Origin of the sequence: Streptacidiphilus sp. MAP12-16, assembly GCF_041262165.1 — a bacterium.
GTDB lineage: Bacteria > Actinomycetota > Actinomycetes > Streptomycetales > Streptomycetaceae > Streptacidiphilus.
On the sequence record NZ_JBGCBY010000007.1, the window covers coordinates 186,006 to 205,570 of the forward strand.

Below are 19,565 nucleotides of genomic sequence, written 5' to 3' on the forward strand. Positions count from 1 at the left end.
GCTATTGGGTCGCTCTTTCGAACTGTGCCGACAGGCGATACGCGACGGCTTGATCCAAGGAGAGTCTGAACCATCACTCATTGGCTCCGGAGCGACTGACCTGCCATCACCTGCAGGTCAGGCGCTCCGTCCTGCGCTCTGCGGATTTGCTTCGCCGTACCTGCACTCCAGGAGTTATGCGCAATCAAGAACAGCTGTCCGATCCGTTGACGAAGACCGGTCACGCGGTCACCCTGGAGCGGTATCCGTGAGTGCAGGAAATGCAATTCCGCCTCTGCTCCGGGGCGAGTCCCTGGATGACCGCTGCCTGGCAATGGGGAGATTTCCCTTTTTCGTGCGGTCGCATTTGTTAGCGTTAACATCCACCCCGTGCTGCGGTGGTGACAACAGCAACGCTTCCGCCGGCTCGTTCTTCGAGGGCGTGATGACCGCCAGCCTGCCCTCCGACGCCGTCGACGCCGCCGTTCAGGCGAACGTTGTCGCGGCCGGGTACGCTCTCGCCCCCATCAGCGCGCTGGCACCCGGTGCACGCATCTCGCTGCAGGCCACCACCGCGTGCTGCACCGGCGACTACATCCGCCACGACGACAGCGACACGAAGGCCGTCATCTCGCCCATCAGTGGAACCAGTTCAGCCACCGACAAGGCCGACTCCACCTGGATCGTCCACGCAGGCCTGGCGAACAGCTCCTGCATCTCCCTGGAGTCCGCCAACCAGTCGGGCCAGTACCTCAGGCACGCAGGATTCGAACTCTGGCTGGAGCCCAATGACGGCACCACCCTGTTCTCCCGGGACGCCACGTTCTGCCCGCAGCCCGGGATCAAGGGCCGGGGCTACTCGTTCCAGTCCCTCAACTACCAGGACAACTACATCCGCCACTTCAACTACACCGTGTACAACGCCAGCGACGGGGGATCCGGCGCATGGGACAGCGCCATTTCGTGGACCGACGACGTGAGCTGGATTGTCGCCTCTCCGTGGGCGTGAGAACCCCGCCGTACCACTGAGCCACCGGAGACGGTCGTGCCGGCGAATCCCCGCCGGCACGACCACCCCGCGCTCCGCCACCTGTACATCCTGCTCCCAACTTCCAGTGCGGACTACGCGTCCGCAGTCACGGCCTCCGCGGCCGAACGACAGGGCCCACCGAGGAGGGAGTGCCCCGGCCGGGCGGTCCCAGGCGCCGGCGTCCGCGTGGCCGGCCCGTCCCGCGTCGTCCGGGTGGCGAATCACCGGAATCCGGTGAGGCCCTCTCACCGTGCTGGCAGCGAGCCTGGGTCCATCGCCAAAGCTTGCACGGCCGCGAGGGACGTACTCCGAGGCCCAGGGAGATACCGTGACGTCACCAGCATCCGGCGCGGACGACGCCGCCGATCCGTCCGGCTACGCGACCACCTCGCGGCCGGCGTCGGTCCCGCAATCCGTGACCGGACGAGCTGTCCCACCCGGCGCCACGGCCGACAGCGGCAACCGTCGCCTCGACCTGGCTTCGCTGGTCATTGCCACCGCCCAGCAGCTCATGGTGGTACTCGACTCCACCATCGTCAATGTGGCGTTGCCGCATGTGCAGCGTGCGCTCGGCTTCTCCGGCACCGGCTTGCTCCTGTCAGCCCATCTCTCCGGCGCAGCTCGCGTCACCGCCCAGCGCAAGGCAGGACCCGCACTGTCCCTACAGCTCATCCTCCCAGCGCATAACCCGGATCGTGATCGACAGGAGTTCGACATGACCGAAGCACTCGACTGGAACGCGACGACCATCGCAGAGTTCCGAGCGAACGAGGGCAGGGTCGGCGGGGTCTTCGAGGGCGCTCCGCTGGTCCTCGTCCATCACCGCGGCCGCAAGAGCGGGCAGGAGCACGTCAGTCCGATGATGTACCTCCCGCAGGACACCGCGCCGGACATCGTCTACGTCTTCGCAACCAAGAGCGGAGCACCCACCAACCCGGATTGGTACCGCAACCTGACCGCCGCCGGTGAGGGCACCATCGAACGCGGCACCGCGACCTACCAGGTGACCGTCCGCGAACTCATCGGCGCCGAACGCGACCGCGTCTACGCCGAGCAAGCGCGGCGTTACCCCGGCTTTGCCGAGTACGCACGCCAGACTGCCGGAATCCGCATCATTCCCGTGCTCGAACTCCGGCGGGCGTAGCCCACACCCCTGTCAGCCTCAGCGAGTCGAAGGAGAGAGATCATGCCCAAGGCGGTCAGGTACGACGAGTTCGGCGGGATCGACGTGTTGCGGGTCGACGAGGTGGAACGTCCGGTGCCCGGGGACGGGCAGGTCCTCGTACGCGTGAAAGCGGCCGGCATCAACCCCAGTGAGGCGGTCATCCGCACGGGGGCGTTGGCCCACCTGTTCCCGTCGACGTTCCCGTCCGGGCAGGGCAGCGACCTCGCCGGGGTCATCGAGGAGATCGGCGCCGGGGTTGCTGGATTCTCGCCCGGCGACGAGGTGATCGGCTTCACCCAGAAGCGGGCCTCTCAGGCCGAGCTGGTCCTGGTCGAGGCCGGTGACCTCACGCGCAAGCCGGAGAAGGTCTCATGGGAGGTGGCCGGCAGCCTGTACGTCGTCGGCGTAACCGCATGGGGGGCGGTACACGCCGTCCAGCCCAAGGAGGGCGAGACCGTCGTCATCTCCGGAGCCGCCGGGGGAGTCGGCTCGCTCGCCGTCCAGCTCGCGCGCCGTACGGGGGCCACGATCATCGGCCTGGCGAGCGAGAGCAACCACGACTGGCTGAAGAGCCACGACGTGATCCCGGTCGCGTACGGTGAGGGCGTCGCGGACCGCATCAGGGCCGCCGCGCCCAGCGGCGTGGACGCCTTCATCGACACCTTCGGCGACGGGTACGTCGAGCTCGCCCTCTCCCTCGGCGTCGCGACCGATCGGATCGACACCATCGCCGATTTCGCGGCCGCCGAGAAGTACGGGGTGAAGACTGACGGGGGGACTGCGGCCGGGCCGGGCGCCAAGGTGCTCGCCGAGCTTGCCGCCCTGATCGCCGACGGACACCTCGACGTGCCGGTCGCGAACGTCTACCCGCTGGCGCAAGTCCGCGGGGCATACACCGAGCTCGAACGCCGCCACACCCACGGCAAGATCGTCCTGAGCCCCTGGGTGTACTGACGCCTCCCAAACTCTTCTGCGCCGGGCCAACCTCGCCATCGAGGTCAAGTCCCGTAGCCTCAACGGCCTGCGGGATCTGTACGACGACCCGGAGTCGGCCCTCGCTGCGATCGAGGCACCGGTGATGCTCTACATTGCCTGCCAGGAGCGCCCTCTTCGGATCAAGGCGGACATCCGCGGGGCCATCGTCAACGAGGTGCTCGACCGGATCCACAGCGGCACGTGGGGACCCATCGTCATCAAAGCTGAGCCAGCCGTGGGCGACGGTGCTGCCGGATCTTCTGCTCCTCGTCGAGCACGGCCAGTACCTCCCCTTCGACGTCCTGGAGGTGACCGGACAGTTCCCAGCCCCCGTCGGGTTGGTTGAGAACGCGGGACAGACAGCTCCAGCGCTGGTCATCGCACGCGTCCTACCCCACTCAACCGCCGGGCGCGAGACGGCGCGGATCTGACACAGCCCCAGCCAAGGAGAGCCGGTTGATTCCCCGCACGCCCAGTTGACCGCGGCGAAGGACCAGGGACCAGCAGGGGCCTGCCCACCAGTTGCGTTCCGAGCGCCGGAAGCCGACCTGAGGTGGCGGTTGCGGCTCAAGGCAGACAACGGGAGATCGTTGCTGTCGACAAGCGCGCAGCGGCGGAGGCGGGCCAGGGCGTGCACCGGTCTGCCAGCGGCATTTCAGGCGCGCCGGGCCGCGGGGTCGCTGATCTGGCGTTCTTGGCGGGTGGGGTCGTCGGTGACCCGGCATCCGGCTTCGACCAGGGCCATGGTCAAAGCGAGGTGCAGGGCCGCGCGTGTGCGGTCGATGCGCGTGGCGGCATCGTTGGGGAAGCAGCAGGATCAACACCTCGTCGGGCATGCCCCAGCATCCCGCCGTGCGACCACGATGTCACTCCCCGTCAGTGTCGGCGATCAACGGTTACGAAAATCTTGGATGAGCCAGGAACCGCACCCGACTCTGGTTCCGGTGCGTGGTGCCGTGCAGGGCGTCACCTGGTCCAGGGTGGCTGGCTGGGGTCCTTCGATGCGGCAGTGTCGTCGACAATCGCTTCGAGTGCTGCAATGTCGTCGACGGTGATCGGCTTGCGCAGCGGTTGACCAGGTGCCATTTTCCGGTCTGGTTGCCGTAGCGCCCGGCGACCAGCGCGACCCGGATACCGAGCCGTGCGGCGATGATGATCAGCTCGCGCGGTTGCATGTGGCACGGACGATCAAATCGCCCCTGTCGTCAGGGAAGAGTGTGTCGACGGCGAAAGCGTCGGCCTCGTCCTCGGCAGGGTCGGTGGCATCGCGCTTGACGTCCAGGTCGAGAACGTTTGTGCGGCGCGGTTCCGTGATGCCGATCACGGGGCGTTCGCCGTTGATCCACCGCGTGGCCGCACATACTCGGGTTCGGGGACTTCGCGCGTGAAGCTGAGGGCGACGCCTGCCCCGGCGAGCGCGGCACGCGCCGCGACGAAACCGTTGGGCACAGACATCGTCGTCATCGTCGGGATGGCCTTCGCGACGGCGCGCAGTCTCCGGGGGTTGAACGGCTCGACCGGCAGATCCCGGGCGGAGCGTTCGAGCAGGCACAGCCTCTGAGCCGTGTTCGGTTCGTGGACGGTGAACGCCTGGCTGCGCCGGAAGGAGACGGAGGGGCGTAGCCAGGTTTGCGCGAAGGCTTCGGGCGTGGCGACCTGGCTGTCGCAGGAGATGACCGACGGCTCGATCTGCTCCGAGTAGCGGCGCAGGACCTCGGCCGGGTCGTTGCCGTCCGGGCCGAGCAGGCCCTTGAGCGAGGCCCGCAGTTCGGCGTCGTCAGCCGGGCGTCCGAGCGGGGTCTCGGTGAGGTTCATCCGGTCCCGGGCGTGGCGCAGGAGCGTCCGGGGCAGCGCTGGGTCGGGCTCGTGCACGAGCGCGGCCGCGGAGACCGGACGGATGCGGCAGCGGATTCAGGGCGGTGCATGGGCAGTCCTCCGAGTATTGGGGCCGACTTGGATAGATCCATAGAGGCGCCCGGTCCCAGCCGAGGCGCAGGCAACGCCAGGCGAACGACAGACGACCGTCACAGGAAATCAAAAGTGGCTCAATCCTGCCCACTTGTCATGACCTTGACTCGTCGTCACAATCCCGTATGGCTCCATGCATCGCGCGTAGACTCGCGCGCCCTTGCGCGCGCCCTCGACACGGGAGTGCCGATGAAGAGATCCAGAAAGCTATGGCTGGCCGGTATCGTCAGCCTCGCCGTACTGTTTACCGGGCTGGAGAGCGCGGCTCACGGCGTCGGGACCACTGACGCCGCCAACCCCGCGACGGGGGTCGGCTCCTGCACCTTGAAGGGCTGGAACCCCAGCCAGGATCCCGACAACGCGAAGTACCTGCCCGCAGGGCAGCGTCACCAGTCCTACAAGCCCGACGACTACAACTGCACCGGCGCGCACTTCGCCGCACCAGGTGCGGAGTTCGCCAAGTTCCCGCAGCCGCACAACTACCCCGCCCGATCTACGGCCACGAAGACGACGGGCTCCACCACGCAGGCCGGCGCCTCGGTCAACCCGCTCGCGCCGTACTTCCCGCCGTTCACGCACTTCGTGATGCTCTACCGCGAGAACCACACCTTCGACGACTACCTGGGTGACTGCGCCACCACCATCCACGCGGGCTGCAACGGCGTGGTGCAGAGCACCAACCACATCAGCTCGGTGCCCAACCTGCACGCCCTCGCCAAGCAGTACTCCCTGCTGGACTCCTACAGCACCGGCACGCAGCCGCCGAGCGGCCCGAACCACTGGTGGCTCTTCTCGGCCCAGTCCTCCTCCAGTTCGCAGCAGCAGTCTTACCCGACCGCCGGCGGCACCCAGTTCGACCGGTTCCTCAACGGCGCGGGCGGCAACACCTATCCGTTCATCATGAACGGCGACTTCTACTGGATGCTCAACACGGGCAGCGGCTACTGGCGCAACCCGGCCACGCACAACATCGAGGCCCTGCCGGTCAACCGTCCCGGGACCAGCATCCCGGAGGAGCTGCACTACAACGAGTACACCGTCAGCGGGCAGAACATCCCGGACACGACGATCGCCAACGACTACCTGAGCTTCGTCAACACCAACGGTATGCCGACCTACAACTACGTCGAGCTGTTCAACGACCACCCCGGCACCTACCAGGACATCCCCACCAATGACGCGACGACCAAGCAGATCGTCGACTCGATCATGGGCAACGCGTCCTACAAGGACAACACCCTGATCGTCATCTCCGAGGACGACACCCAGAACGGCAACAACGGCTCGGACCACGTCAGCAACACCTACCGGGTCCCGCTCGTCGTCGTCGCCTCGCCCAAGTACATGAAGCAGGGCTACATGTCCCACGTCGCGTACACCACGAACAACGTGCTCGCGGCGATGGAGCGGACGATGCAGAACGTCCACCCCGGGATCATCGACCCGAACGACAATCTGGGGCTGGGCACCTTCCCGATGACCTCCAACGACCAGGCCGCCCTCGGCGACCCGCTGGAGGATCTGTGGATCCAGGGGACCACGCCGCTGTCCGCCTCCGCCGGGGCCTCGCCCACGACCGGCAACGCGCCGCTGACGGTGAACTTCACCGGCTCCGCCTCGGGCGGGACCGCGCCGTACAGCTACAGCTGGAACTTCGGCGACGGCTCGACCAGCACCTCGCAGAACCCGAGCCACAGCTACAGCGCCGCGGGCAGCTACACCGCCACGCTGACCGCCACGGACAGCTCCTCGCCCGCCAAGACCGCCACCTCGACGGTCGCAGTGAACGTGAGCGCGGTGGGCCAGCCGCTGGCGGCGAGCGCCTCGGCGGTTCCGACCTCCGGTCAGGTGCCGCTGACGGTGAACTTCACCGGCACGGCGACCGGCGGCACCCCGGCCTACAACTACAGCTGGGACTTCGGTGACGGCTCGGCCACCAGCACGGCGCAGAACCCGAACCACACCTACAGCAACGCCGGCACCTACACGGCGACGCTGACGGTGACCGACAGCGCCAATCCGGCCAACTCCGCGACCTCGACCGTCTCGGTGACGGGTTCGCCCATCGCAGGCACGGCCCCCGGAGCGCCGACGGGTCTGGCCGCGACACCGGGCACCGGACAGGTCTCGCTCAGCTGGCAGGCGCCCGCCAACAACGGCGGCGTCAACATCAACTCCTACAAGGTCTACCGGGGCACCTCCAGCGGCAGCGAGACGCTGCTCACCTCGGGCGGCTGCTCCAGCCTGGGCATCACCCTGTCCTGCACGGACAGCGGGCTCACGGCCGGCCAGACCTACTACTACAAGGTCACTGCGGTGAACGCGATCGGCGAGGGCCCGCAGAGCAACGAGGCGAGCGCGACCGTGCCCACCTCCAGCTGCACGGCCAAGCAACTGCTCGGCAACCCCGGATTCGAGACCGGCACCGCCTCGCCGTGGACCGCGTCCTCCGGCGTGATCAGCAACTCCTCCACCGAGCCGCCGCACAGCGGCAGCTGGGACGCCTGGCTGGACGGCTACGGCAGCACCCACACCGACACCCTGTCGCAGAAGGTGACCCTGCCGACCGGCTGCTCCTCGGAGCAGCTGAGCTTCTGGCTGCATGTCGACACGGCGGAGACCTCGACCACGACGGCCTACGACACACTCAAGGTGCAGGTCCTGAACAGCTCCGGAACGGTGCTGGGGACCCTGCACACCTACTCCAACCTCGACCACCTCACCGGATACGCGCAGCACACCTTCGACCTCTCCCCGTACGCGGGCCAGACGGTCACGCTCAAGTTCACCGGCGCGGAGGACTTCGAGTACCAGACCTCCTTCGTCATCGACGACACCGCCGTCAACGTGAGCTGAACGGCGACAGCCCGTGGCCGGCCCCCGTCCCCCCAGCGGGACGGGGGCCGTGCAGGCCCCGTTTCGGGGCTGAGCGTCGCTCCAGGGGCAGGTCCTTCGGAGTCAGATGATCGCTATTGAGGGAGGCACGGATGGATACGACCATCGCGGTGAGGGGCCACGGCATCACCAAGGTCTTCGGTGACGTCGTCGCGCTCGACCACGTCGATGTGAACGTGGCGCAGGGTCAGATCCACGGCTTGGTCGGCCCGAACGGTGCCGGCAAGACCACACTTCTCGGCCTGCTATTGGGTCTGGCCGTCGCCGACGAGGGGAGTCTGGAGATCCTCGGCGCTCCGGTGGGACGCGGGCTGGCCGCGCCTGACGGTGTCTCCGGGTTCGTCGACGGGCCCGGCCTTTACCCCACTCTCACTGCGAAGCAGAACCTTGCCACGCTTGTCACGCTGCGCCCTGGTGACGCGCTTGCCGCGGATGTCGACGAGGCTTTGGAGCAGGTCGGGCTCACCCACGTCGCCGATGCCAAGGTCCGCGGCTTCTCCCTGGGCATGCGCCAGCGGCTGGGGCTGGCCGCGGCGCTGCTGACCGGGCCTCGGCTGCTGGTGCTCGACGAGCCGTCCAACGGCCTGGACCCGGCCGGTAAGAAGCAGGTGCACGGTGTCCTCAGCCGGCTCGCGGCCGAAGGCGCCACGGTCGTCCTGTCCAGCCATCGGATGGACGATCTCGAGATGCTGTGTTCCGAGGTCACCATCCTGGCCGCCGGGCGTGTGGTCTTCTCCGGCCCGTTGAAAAAGCTCTCCGATGAGAACCGCGAACTCGACTACCGGCTGCGTGCCCCGGATCCGTCCGCCGCTCGCGCGGTCGCGGTCGAAACGCCCGGCATAACCGTCATCGAAGGCCCCGACCCTGCGGCGCGACCGGACACCGACGTGATCGTCGTACGCGCCCGGGTGGCGGCCCTGGACGAACTCGTGGCGCGGATCGTGCGCGCGGGCATCGCAGTGCGTGAGCTGGCGCCCGTTGTCTCGCCGCTGGAAGCTGCGTTTCTCGCCCTCACCGAGACCGAGCAGGAGGCCGGCCGATGACCGCGACCGTCGCTGACGCCCCCGCCGCCGCGGCTGGAGCTGGGACGGCGGGCCGGCGCCCGGTCCCGGTGGCCCGCATCCTCCGCTTCGAGCTGGTCAAGCAGTTCTCTGCCTGGCGGGTGCGCCTGCTGATCCTGCTCTGTTGGCTCGGTCCGGGCTTGCTGGTCTTCGCGATAGGCCAGCAGAGCACCTTGCCGTCCGACACCCTCTTCGGCCGGTGGATGCACGCCACCGGCTGGGCCGGGTCGTTGGTGGTGCTCGGCGTCGCCGGCACCTGGGCGCTGCCGCTGGTCACGTCCGTGGTCGCCGGCGACGTGTTCGCCTCCGAGGACCGGCTGGGCACCTGGCGCCACCTGCTCATCGCGGTCCGCTCGCACCGGCGGATCTTCGCGGCCAAGGCGATCGCCAGCGTCACCGTGATCCTGCTGCTGGTGGCCGGCCTGGCCACCTCCAGCGTGGTCGGCGGACTGCTCACGGAGGGGGACCAGCCGCTGGTCGGCCTGGACGGCCACCTGCTCACCGGCGGGGACGCGGCCGGCAAGGTCCTGCTGGCCTGGGTCTGCGTACTGGCGCCGACCCTCGCCCTCGCGGCCATCGGGCTGCTCGGCTCCGTCGCCCTGGGCCGATCCCCGATGGGCCTGCTCCTGCCCATGCTCGCCGCCCTCGGGATGCAGACGGCGCAGATGCTGCCGCTGCCGGTCGCGGTGCGTCTGGCGCTGCCCGGTTACGCCTTCATCTCCTGGAACGGCCTTTTCACCGATCCCCAGCAGCTGGGGCCATTGCTGATCGGCGTCGGGGTCAGCCTGGTGTGGGCGGTCGTCGCGACGGCGCTGGCCTATCTGCTGTTCCTCCGCCGGGACTTCACCAACCTCACCAACGACGGCACCGGACGCCGGGTGCTGGCCTTGGGCGTTCTCCCGCTGGCCGGCGTGCTGGCCGCCACGGCCGGGGTCACCGCCGTCGCGACCGGGGCGGGCGGCTCCGGCATCGACCAGGACAAGGTCCAGCGGTCGGTGGCCACAGCGTTCGCTCACCTCTACCCGCTCCAGCAAGCGCAGATGCACCAACCGCCGGTTACCGAAGCGCAGCTGCAGACCTCCGCGACGTGTACCAAGAGCGAAGGGCTCGGCGCACAGGAGGGACCGGGGAACGACTGGCGCTGCACGGTTTACTGGAACGTCCCCGGTTACAACGTCACCGCGCAAGCTGTCTACCAGCTCAATGTCACCCCGAATGGGCGGTACATCGCCGACGGAGACGGACCGGTGCAAGTGAACGGGTACTTCCTGATCGTCACCCAGGGAAGGGTTGTGCCGAATCCGCTGTGGCAGTTTGACGGCAACGTTGATCTGCTCCCTAGTCACTGAGCTTGACTTGGTCCGCAAGGACGACGGCCGACCGGGCGCCCGCCCGGTCGGCCGTTCGTGTTCGCGCCGGTCAGCCGACTTCCGCCGCCGCGACGGCGGGCTCGGCGCCACGGCGGGCGCGCAGCACCGGGGCCGCGAGGCCGGTGACGGCCAGGTTCGGGGCCAGCGAGATCAGCCCCTGGAGGTCACCGGAATCCGCCGCGCCCGCTACCGCGGCCTGCCCAAGGTCCGCCTCCAGCACGCGTTCCCCGCGACCGCGCTCAACATCATCCGCCTCGACGCCCACTGGAGCACCGAAGCCGCCCCGCCCGCCCTGGCACACACCAGCCGCCTCACCCGCCTCAGCTACCGACTCACGGCATGACCGAATAGAGCAGCAGAGTCCGAACGCTCCGGAAAGCGCTGCGCAGCGAGGCCACGTCCGGACCCAGACGACTAATTCGTGAGTGAGCCCGACTCCGCCGTGGCACCGCTGGTCCGGGTGCCGCGGCTGGGCTGTGGCTGCAAGCGTGTCGTGGAACCGGACTACGCGCTGCGGGGCGCGCTGTCGGCGCTGGTCGAGCCCGACGTGCGGGGGCCCGATGTGCTGGACAGGCCGACCTGGGCGGACCTGACGTTGAACCAACCGGCGCCGAGTGGCGGAGGCGACTCCCGCAGTCATCGTGAGCAACAGCCCGATCACCAGCCTGGTGCCGAGCGGTTTCGCGCCGGGCGGGGACGCGCGCTCAATCACGGACGTCTCCGTCATCGAGGGTGTGCCTGTGCCATCGCATATCTCTGGTCGGTCCGAATTCCTACTTCGCGCTGCTCGCGCCGATGACCGCTCGAAGCGATGCCACGAGGGCAACGATGACAATGGCGACGAAGACCAGCATCACGTCGCGGGCTGGGGCGTACTGGGTGGCGATGCCCAGCCCGACCACCGGCACCGACAGGCCCACGTAGGCACCGAGGAAGAAGCCGGACAGCACCTCCGCACGCGACCCCGGAGGTGCCGCGGCGCCGGCCGCGACCAGTGCACCGCGGAACACCAGGCCGGCCCCGGCGCCGGTGAGGACGCCGCCGACGACGAACATGGCCAGGCTCGGCAGCCACATCCCGCCGATCAGCAGGCCCAACCCCGGAGTCAGGATGGCCATGCTGATGCGCAGGGTCGCGTTCACACCCAGGCGACTGAGGAGAATCTGCGCGACGGCGCCCGCGGCGAACGCCGCGAACGCGATCGCACCGGCCACCGCCGCGGAACGTTCGTGCAGGGTCCCGGCCAGGAAACTCGGCGCGAGCGAGTTGAAGACGCCGAATACCGCAAAGGAGGCCACACCGGCCGCAGTGGCGGCGAAGAACGCGCCGCGTGCAGCAGACGGGACAGCGATTCGCTGCGGTCGCCAGGCGGGGGCCGGGTCCGCCCGGACAGTGGTCTCCGGTGCGGCTGCCACGAGCAGGGCCAGCAGGATGAGCACGCCGCCAAACACGATGTAGGGCAGGCGGAGCGGCTGCGGCGCGAACTGGGCCAGCAGGCCTGCGGCCAGCGGGCCGATACCGATGCCGCCGAGGTTCGCGGCGGTAGCGACGACCTGGGCGCGCCTGGGTGAGCGCGGGGACTCCGAACCGAAGATCCCGACGTGCAACTCCGCGAGGTACGCGGTGGCGGTCGCGGTAGTGAGCCCGACGGAGATGCCAGTGACGACACGCGCGATGAGCAGGCCCGGCAGGCTCGGCACGAGCAGGAAGACGAGCGCGCTCAGGACGTTGATGAGCAGTGCCGGCACGAACACCTGCTTGCGCCCGACCCAGTCGGAGACGTGGCCACCGAGGAACAGGCTGCCGATCACCCCGATCGCGTAGACGGCGTAGACAACCGTGACCATGAATGTCGAGAAGTGATCGCGCTGCTGATACAGAGCGTACAGCGGGGTTGGGACCGCCGAGAATCCCATGTTCACCAGGAAGGCAAGGGCGGCGACCCAGAAGCCGAACGAGTGATGCCGGGCTGAGCGCACAACAGCGGGCTGCCCGCGACGACGGGTACCAGCGTGGGTGACTGGCGGTGCTGAGGTCATGTCGGGTGCTCTCCTGATCGATGCGCTGACATAGCTCACAGTGCAACCGCAGCGTTATGCTGTCCAACGAAAGCCTGTGATAGCGGTCATTCATTTGGGGCATGACGTGGAGCTGCGGCATCTGGAACAGTTTCTGGCTGTTGCCGAGGAGGGAAGCTTCACGCGGGCGGCGGCCCGGCTTCACCTCGTGCAGTCCGCACTGTCAGTGTCGATCCGTTCGCTGGAACGAGAGCTCGGGGTGCGGCTGTTCGATCGCAATACCCACCGCGTCGAGCTCACCGATACCGGGCGTGCCCTGGTGCCCGCGGCCCGGCGCACCCTGGCTGCAGCGGACGCCGCGCGCGACGTGGTTGCCGCCGTCCAGGGCGGACTGCGCGGCACGATCCGGATCGGGATCATGCACTCGCTGTCGTTGATCGATCTGGCCGGGTTGCTCACTGACTTCCATCGAGACTGGCCCGAGGTCCGGTTGATCCCCCAGGCTGCTCAGGGCGGCTCGTCGGAGCTGGCGAACGAGGTCGCCGCAGGGCGCCTCGATCTGGCCTTTGCTGCCCTGCCCGACGGGTATCCGAGCGGGCTGGCCGTGCGTGCACTGGCCTCGGAGCAGATGCTGCTCGCGTGCCCGCCCGGCGATGCCCTCGGCAGGCGCCGAGTCATCGAGCTTCACGAACTCGACGGCAAGCGTTTCGTGGAGTTCCCATCCGGTTGGGGTACCCGTGTCGCCGCCGACCGGTTGTTCCTGCGGGGCGGCCTCCAACGGGAGATCGCGGTCGAGGTCGCCGACATCCCCAACGTGACCGACCTGGTCACCGCCGGCTTCGGTTTTGCGTTCCTCAGTCCCTCCATGATCACGCGCAGGAAGGGACTGGTGCTTCGGCGAGTACGCCCGGGTCCAGAGTTCGTGGTCTCGATGATCACCGCAAACGCCCAGCCGCTCTCCGCCGCCGCCCAGGCACTGGTCGACCTCGTCAGCGAGCGCTACCCGGAACTTCCTCGCCACCACTAACGGGCGTGGCGTCAAACAGCCGTGGAGCCCTGGTAGGACTGATCTTGCGACAGTCCAGACCGACCGGAAGCCAGGTGGAGGTCTGGGAGGCGCGCGTCCTGGCGCTGGAGTTCGGTGCGCACTTCCTGCGTACGGGCCGGGGTCGCGGGGTGGGTGGAGGTGCGTGCGGCAGCGACTCCGGCGGCGTGGCCGGTGCCGAAGGAGGTGCCCATCACGCGCAGGGACGCGGCGGCGCCGAGCTCGCCGTCGAGCAGGCGGCCCGCGGCGAACAGGTTTGCGGTGTCGGCGCTGGCCAGGGCGGGCAGCGGGATGTCGTATGTCCCGCCGTCGGCGATGTACTGCCAGGTCGAGGGCACGCCGGCGCCCGGGTGGTACTCGACGGGCCAGGCGCCGACGGCGACCGCGTCCGGGTCGCGCAGCCCGTGCAGGACGTGGTCGCGGTCGAGTCTGCGGCGGGTGACAACATGCCGGGACTCGCGTGTGCCGAGTTCGGGCCCGGTGCTGGCGATATAGGCATGTGCCCAGCCGGGCAGGGCGCGCAGCACGTCGAGGTAGGTGCGCGCCTGGCGCCGTGCGTGGATCTCGGCGTGGGTCAGGCTGCGGGTGTCGCGGGTTCTTGGTGGTCAACGGGCAACCTGGTACTCGTTGACGGGCCCGCTGAGGATCGGTCGGCCTGGGCCGCAGGGAACTATTTCCAGGTCGGTCCGCTGCGAGGCGGCGCAGGATCGATCCCTGCCCGGCTCAGGATCCTCCACACCGTGGAGGTGACCATCTTGCGGCCGAGGCACGTGAGTTCACCGTGGAGGCGTCGATGCCCCCAGCCTGGATTCTCGCTGGAGATGCGACGTCCAACCGCAGGCTGGAACAACGGCTTCGATCAGCCAGCCGGTCGACGCTGACGTGGCGGCTGGAGCCTGGCAGTCAGGACCCAGCGAGACAAAACTCGGCGAATCGGCTCGAACAGGGCGGCCAGCGGAAGGATCAACGCCGTGGTGGCGGCCAACAGGCCCAAGGTCGCCGCGGTGACCAGGATCGCGTCCACCGGCTCGGGGACCAGCGCCAGGGGTGCCAGGACGACGGGGTATCCCGACAGGTTGAGCCGCCATGCGGGAGACGCGCCGGACTCGCCGCGAGGACGCCGAGCGCGAGCAGGGCCGGCCTGAGGTCCCGCCGGCCCGCGCGGAGGGAGGTGTGCCGAAGGCGTGTCGCGCTGGGATTCTCCTGCGGGACCTTCCGGAAGCACTCGAAGGGGGGCCCTCGGGTGGGGAGCGCACACAGTCTTGGGCTCTCCTTACGAAATCATGTCCTCTCCTCTGTGCGGCTGTATGCACCCTGCGGGCACGGGCTATGGTCCCGATGGCAGGAAGCAGGTGCGCTCTTGACGACTATTCAGAACAGCCGCGCCGGTAGGCGGCAGGCAATGCGACGAATACGGCCGCGGCGCAATCCCGCCGGCCCACTACTATTTCTGGCCTGGGTCGGTGCCGGCCTCGTGGTCTGGCAGTGGTGGCGGGACACCCCCGCGGTCATGCGGACCAGCTCCGACTGGCTGCAGGGCGCGGGCCGGATCACCGGACTCCTCGCCGGGTACCTGATCGCGCTGGTAGTCCTGCAGATGGCCCGGGTCCCGGCACTGGAACGCCGCGTCGGCTCCGACCGCGTCGCCCGCTGGCACGCGATGACCGGCCGCTACTCGCTGTCGCTGCTGGCCGCGCACATCGTACTGATCCTCCTGGGCTACGCGGCGGAAGCGCACACCGGGGTCGTCAAGCAGGCTCTGGACGTGGTGCTGCACGACCCCGACATGATCAAGGCGACGATCGGTACCTCGGCGCTGATCCTGGTCGGCGTCGTCTCGGCCGGGGCCCTGCGCCGCAGGATGCGCTACGAGGCCTGGTACTACCTTCACCTGCTCACCTACGTCGGGGTCTACCTCACCTTCTGGCACCAGCTGAGCAACGGCTCCGACTTCGCTGCGAACCCGGTGGCGCGCTCGGCCTGGTATGTGCTCTACGGCTCGGCCGCGGCGTTGCTGGTGTGGTACCGACTGCTGGTGCCCCTCCGGCTGAACCTCCGGCATCGGATGCGGGTCGAGGGGACCGTGGAGGAGGCGCCCGGTGTGGTCTCCGTACTGATCAGCGGACGACGGCTGCACCGCCTGGGCGCGGAGTCCGGACAGTTCTTCCGCTGGCGTTTCCTCACCGGCGGCCTGCGGTGGAGCGCCAACCCCTACTCGCTGTCCGCCCCACCCCGCCCGGACCTCGTCCGGATCACGGTCAAGGCAGTCGGCGGCCACAGCGGCGCGCTCGCCGGGCTCCGGCCCGGCACCCGGGTCTGGGCCGAGGGCCCGTACGGCGCGATGACGGCTGCCCGCCGCAGTCGCGGCAAGGTACTGCTGCTGGCCGGCGGCGTCGGGATCACGCCGATGCGGTCCCTGTTCGAGACGCTGCCCGCAGCACCGGGCGACCTGACCCTGCTCTACCGGGCCAGGGCCAGGGAGGACCTGGCCTTCTGGGACGAACTGACGGGGATCGCCACCGAGCGCGGAGCCAGACTGGTCCACGCCGTCAACGGCCCCGGCGGCGCCCGTCCCGAGATCACCTCGGAGAGTCTGCGCGCGATGCTGCCGGACGTGGCCCTCCACGACGTCTACCTGTGCGGGCCACCGGGCCTCGCGGAGGAGATGTACAGCGCGCTGCGGGGGGCCGGAGTCCCGGACCGCCGCATCCACCACGAATCCTTCCAGTTCTGACGGAGTCGTACCCGACCCGGGGACAGATCGAGCTGACTTGACTTCCCCCCCTCCCTAATGGGAGGGGGTTCCAACCCTCGCGGGTTGGGTTTTCTGCTTCGTTGACTGTTGCCCGCTCGGAGTGCTCCGTTGAGGTCTTACACCGTCTCCACAGACGTTGACCGCCAGTCCGGCGGCCAGAATGTTGCGTGCCGCGTTCACGTCCCGGTCGTGGACTGCTCCGCAGTCGCACGTCCACTGGCGAACGTTGAGGGGCATCTTGCTTCGGATGGTGCCGCAGGCGGAGCACAGCTTGGAGGAGGGGAACCAGCGGTCGATCACGACCAGGTTCCGCCCGTACCAGGCGGCTTTGTACTCCAGCATGCTGCGCATCTGGGTCCAGGCCGCGTCGCTGATGGCGCGTGCCAGCGTGTGGTTCTTGACCATGTTGCGCACCGTCAGGTCCTCGATCACGAGCGTTTGGTTTTCGCGCACGAGTCGGGTGGTGAGCTGGTGCAGGAAGTCCCTGCGCCGGTCGGCGATCCGGGCATGCACCCGCGCGACCTTGAGCCGGGCCTTGGCCCGATTGTTGGAGCCCTTGGCCTTGCGGGACAGCTCGCGCTGGGCCTTGGCCAGACGCTGACGGTCCTTGCGCTCATGCTTCGGGTTGGTGATCTTCTCCCCGGTGGACAGCGTCACCAGGCTGGTGATCCCAGCGTCGATACCGACCGCCCCGGTGGTGACGGGCATCGGGGCGGGGGTGTCGTCGCACAGCAGGGAGGCGAACCAGCGTCCGGCACTGTCCTGGGACACGGTGACCGTGGTCGGCGCAGCGCCTTCCGGCAGCGGACGGGACCACGTGATCGCCAGCGGCTGCGCCATCTTCGCCAGCGTCAGCTCACCGTCGCGGAAGCGGAACGCGGAGCTGGTGTACTCGGCGCAGCGGCGGGACTTCCTCTTCGACTTGAATGTGGGGTACTTCGCCCGCTTGCCGAAGAAGTTGGTGAACGCCCCTTGCAGGTGCCGCAGCGACTGCTGCAACGGAACCGACGATACCTCGGACAGGTACGCCAGCTCCTCGGTCTTCTTCCACGCCGTCAGCATCGCCGAGGTGGCGTTGTAGTTGACCCGCTCCTGCCGCAGCGCCCACGCCTCGGTACGGGCCGAGAGCGCCATGTTGTAGACCTTCCGCACGCACCCGAACGTGCGCGACAGCTCAGCCGCCTGCGCATCGGTCGGATAGAAGCGGTACTTGAACGCCCGCTTCACGGAAGTGGTTCCCATGGATCACAAACCATCACTGCGCCTTGTGACCATCCGCAGGGCGGCAGACGGTCAACGGCCCGTCCGCCTGACGGCGAATCGCCTACCACTGCCCCGCTCGCAGCTGATCCAATTCCTCCCCGGCCCAAGGGCCGTGGTTTCCTTGGAGGTTCCTCATGAAAAAGAAGCACCCACTCCGCCGCGTTTTGATGGCCACGGTGTCCACGGTCTCCGGTGTCATCCTGCTGCTGGCGCTCAAGCCGACCTCGGCCCCGGCGACCACGGCGGCGGGGCTGCCCGCGGCGTCCGCCTCGGCGAAGGGCACAACGTCACGGTCGTCCACCTCCACGGGCCCCAAGCAGACCACAGCCGCAGCCCCGGCGCAGACCCGGACGGTCACCGGCACCACGGTCCAGACGCAGTACGGCCCGGTCCAGGTCCAGATCACGGTCAGTGGCAAGCGCCTCACCGGAACCACCCTGGTGCAGTACCCCAACAACAGTGGCAGAAGCATCCAGCTCGCGGCGAGCACTCTCCCGGTGCTCACCAAGGAGGCCGTGGCCGCACAGAGCGCGAAGATCGACGCCGTGTCAGGCGCCAGCTACACCAGCGCGGGCTACAAGAAGTCGCTCCAGAGCGCCCTCGACATGGCCGGTATCTGATCCATCCGACGGCGCGTCAACTCTCCTTCTCTCCGCGGACGTCGCACCCTGCCCTGAGGCGAACCGGACCCGGGATGTGGCGCGGCCTCGGGCGGGGCGGCAAAGGGCAAGGCCATGGGGTGAACTCGTTGGGCCGTTCGACGCCGTCCGGCGGGTTGCGGTGGCGGTGACCGTGGGAAGGATGTGAGCTGGTGACATGAAGGACGACGACGTCATCTCCGCATGGACGCAGCGGCTGCTCACGCAGGCGCCGGTCCTGTCGCCCGAGCAGGCCCGGGACTTCGTCCGGGACCTCTACTTCGCCGCTCAGCGCGCGCTCCACGAAGCAGAGTCGGAGGCGGCCTTCGACCGCGAGGAATAAACCATACGGCGCGCGCCTGGCAGAACGGGTCGGTGTCCGCGAGCCGAGGCGGCTGCGCTCAACGGTCGGCTGCCGTGCCACGGTCACCGCCCGGGGCACGGCGAAGACCCGCGTCATGGTGGGATCAGTCATGGGGTGATCACGAGTTTGCCCCGCGTGTGTGCAGTACGGCTGGCGCCGAAGGCCGCGCCCACCTCATCCAGCGAGAAGGTCTCGGCGACCTCGACGGTCAGAGCGCCTCGGTCGACGACCGCCGCCAAGTCGGCCAGCTTTACGCCGTTCGGGCGCACCCAGATCCAGAGACTGATCGCATTCCGCCGGCGCGCGACACTCGGCCGTTCAGGGGGTCACAGCCGACCCGACCGGCAGCCGACAGGTGAACCAGCAGTGGCGAAGGGAGTAATGAAGACGGACGCTCGGGAGCAACGGAATACCGGTGTCTCCGAGCATCGGTCAACAAGTTCACCTGTTCATGCCCTGTTGCATCAGCTCATGTCCTGTTGCGTCAGCCGCCGATGGACAGTACCGTCGCCGTTCCCTGCCCTTCGGGCGTGTCGTATGCCACGGTCGCTCCGACGCGGCGACCGAGTAGCGCGCGGCCGAGCGGACTGTCGGCCGTCACCAGTGTTTCATCCCGTTCCTCGGCGACCTCATCGATCTGGATCGATACCGTCGAGTTGTCCCCGAAGCGCACCGTGACGGTGCTTCCGACGCCGACGACGTCCGTGCGAGGCGGCCCGGCCAAGACGGCCTGGCGTAGCCGGGTGGTGATCGCGGAAATGCGGGTGTCCAGGTGGGTGAGATCATTGGCGCGCTGCAACTCGTCGGCCTGGTCGGCCGTGTCGCCGACTTCGTCCGCGTCCGGGTCCCGCAATGTCGCGGCGACCTTCTCGCGTTCGGCGCGCAGGTCCGCGAGATCCTGTTCCAGCGCCCGAAGAGCGGCGTCGCTGATCGGCTCGGGTTCTCCGTTCATCCCTGCTCCCGTGGTCTCGGCCGCACAACGGCGCAATACTGCACACAATGGAACAATTGCACCGTAGCAGCTGGGAGTTCCGATGGC

Annotated in this window: 17 protein-coding genes and 1 pseudogene; 11 read left to right on the forward strand and 7 right to left on the reverse strand. The window is 68.5% G+C overall.

Going from position 1 to position 19,565, the window contains the following annotated elements; genetic code table 11:
- Nucleotides 1–313: 313 nt before the first annotated feature.
- From ABIA33_RS11595 to ABIA33_RS11605, 3 genes are all read left to right on the forward strand, one after another.
- Nucleotides 314–988, forward strand: coding sequence for an AbfB domain-containing protein (locus ABIA33_RS11595; RefSeq protein ID WP_370080407.1), 675 nt, complete (start codon nt 314–316; stop codon nt 986–988).
- 349 nt (nt 989–1,337) lie between these two features.
- Nucleotides 1,338–2,153: a nitroreductase family deazaflavin-dependent oxidoreductase gene (locus tag ABIA33_RS11600; protein ID WP_370080140.1), complete on the forward strand. Its 816-nt coding sequence runs from the start codon at nt 1,338–1,340 to the stop codon at nt 2,151–2,153.
- A 42-nt stretch (nt 2,154–2,195) separates the two neighbouring features.
- Entirely contained in the window at nt 2,196–3,128 is a 933-nt protein-coding gene (locus tag ABIA33_RS11605) for an NADP-dependent oxidoreductase (RefSeq protein WP_370080142.1), read from the forward strand.
- A 1,177-nt stretch (nt 3,129–4,305) separates the two neighbouring features.
- On the opposite strand, the gene ABIA33_RS11610 is transcribed toward ABIA33_RS11605, so the two are convergent.
- Together ABIA33_RS11610 and ABIA33_RS11615 are read right to left on the reverse strand one after the other, a co-directional pair.
- Entirely contained in the window at nt 4,306–4,473 is a 168-nt protein-coding gene (locus ABIA33_RS11610; RefSeq protein WP_370080144.1) for a hypothetical protein, read from the reverse strand.
- Entirely contained in the window at nt 4,470–5,021 is a 552-nt protein-coding gene (locus ABIA33_RS11615) for a hypothetical protein (protein ID WP_370080146.1), read from the reverse strand. Before ABIA33_RS11615 ends, ABIA33_RS11610 begins: the two co-directional genes overlap by 4 nt.
- Before the next feature lie 285 nt (nt 5,022–5,306).
- On the opposite strand from ABIA33_RS11615, the gene ABIA33_RS11620 reads away from it, so the two are divergent.
- The 4 genes from ABIA33_RS11620 to ABIA33_RS11635 all read left to right on the forward strand — a co-directional run bounded on the left by ABIA33_RS11620 (nt 5,307) and on the right by ABIA33_RS11635 (nt 10,786).
- A complete protein-coding gene (locus ABIA33_RS11620) occupies nt 5,307–7,973 on the forward strand; it encodes a PKD domain-containing protein (protein ID WP_370080148.1) in 2,667 nt (888 codons plus the stop codon).
- 131 nt (nt 7,974–8,104) lie between these two features.
- Nucleotides 8,105–9,055, forward strand: coding sequence for an ABC transporter ATP-binding protein (locus ABIA33_RS11625; RefSeq protein ID WP_370080150.1), 951 nt, complete (start codon nt 8,105–8,107; stop codon nt 9,053–9,055).
- Nucleotides 9,052–10,422: an ABC transporter permease gene (locus ABIA33_RS11630; protein WP_370080152.1), complete on the forward strand. Its 1,371-nt coding sequence runs from the start codon at nt 9,052–9,054 to the stop codon at nt 10,420–10,422. Before ABIA33_RS11625 ends, ABIA33_RS11630 begins: the two co-directional genes overlap by 4 nt.
- A 7-nt stretch (nt 10,423–10,429) precedes the next feature.
- Nucleotides 10,430–10,786 (forward strand): hypothetical protein, encoded by a 357-nt coding sequence (locus ABIA33_RS11635; RefSeq protein WP_370080154.1) that lies wholly within the window; start codon nt 10,430–10,432, stop codon nt 10,784–10,786.
- Nucleotides 10,787–11,216: 430 nt separating this feature from the next.
- On the opposite strand, the gene ABIA33_RS11640 is transcribed toward ABIA33_RS11635, so the two are convergent.
- Nucleotides 11,217–12,482, reverse strand: coding sequence for an MFS transporter (locus ABIA33_RS11640; protein WP_370080156.1), 1,266 nt, complete (start codon nt 12,480–12,482; stop codon nt 11,217–11,219).
- Nucleotides 12,483–12,588: 106 nt separating this feature from the next.
- Here ABIA33_RS11640 and ABIA33_RS11645 point away from each other — a divergent pair, with 106 nt between their 5' ends.
- Nucleotides 12,589–13,488: a LysR family transcriptional regulator gene (locus tag ABIA33_RS11645; RefSeq protein WP_370080158.1), complete on the forward strand. Its 900-nt coding sequence runs from the start codon at nt 12,589–12,591 to the stop codon at nt 13,486–13,488.
- A gap of 11 nt (nt 13,489–13,499) precedes the next feature.
- Here the strand turns inward: ABIA33_RS11645 and ABIA33_RS11650 are convergent, their stop codons facing one another.
- Nucleotides 13,500–14,084, reverse strand: a complete 585-nt coding sequence (locus ABIA33_RS11650) for an FAD-dependent oxidoreductase (RefSeq protein ID WP_370080410.1) — start codon at nt 14,082–14,084, stop codon at nt 13,500–13,502.
- An 824-nt stretch (nt 14,085–14,908) separates the two neighbouring features.
- Between ABIA33_RS11650 and ABIA33_RS11655 the strand changes: the two genes are divergently transcribed.
- A complete protein-coding gene (locus ABIA33_RS11655; protein WP_370080412.1) occupies nt 14,909–16,240 on the forward strand; it encodes a ferric reductase-like transmembrane domain-containing protein in 1,332 nt (443 codons plus the stop codon).
- 54 nt (nt 16,241–16,294) lie between these two features.
- Here ABIA33_RS11655 and ABIA33_RS11660 read toward each other — a convergent pair whose 3' ends face one another.
- Nucleotides 16,295–17,503 carry an RNA-guided endonuclease InsQ/TnpB family protein gene (locus ABIA33_RS11660; protein ID WP_370080160.1) on the reverse strand — a complete coding sequence of 403 codons (1,209 nt, stop codon included), beginning with the start codon at nt 17,501–17,503 and terminating at the stop codon, nt 16,295–16,297.
- Between the two features lie 155 nt (nt 17,504–17,658).
- Between ABIA33_RS11660 and ABIA33_RS11665 the strand changes: the two genes are divergently transcribed.
- Complete coding sequence (locus ABIA33_RS11665) at nt 17,659–18,144, forward strand: FMN-binding protein (protein WP_370080162.1); 486 nt, start codon at nt 17,659–17,661, stop codon at nt 18,142–18,144.
- A gap of 196 nt (nt 18,145–18,340) precedes the next feature.
- Entirely contained in the window at nt 18,341–18,505 is a 165-nt protein-coding gene (locus ABIA33_RS11670) for a hypothetical protein (protein WP_370080164.1), read from the forward strand.
- A 128-nt stretch (nt 18,506–18,633) separates the two neighbouring features.
- Here the strand turns inward: ABIA33_RS11670 and ABIA33_RS11675 are convergent.
- Both ABIA33_RS11675 and ABIA33_RS11680 read right to left on the reverse strand, forming a co-directional pair.
- Nucleotides 18,634–18,822, reverse strand: a pseudogene (locus ABIA33_RS11675) (zinc-binding dehydrogenase); the annotation flags it as partial.
- Between the two features lie 188 nt (nt 18,823–19,010).
- Nucleotides 19,011–19,478 carry a GreA/GreB family elongation factor gene (locus ABIA33_RS11680; protein ID WP_370080166.1) on the reverse strand — a complete coding sequence of 156 codons (468 nt, stop codon included), beginning with the start codon at nt 19,476–19,478 and terminating at the stop codon, nt 19,011–19,013.
- Nucleotides 19,479–19,565: the final 87 nt, after the last annotated feature.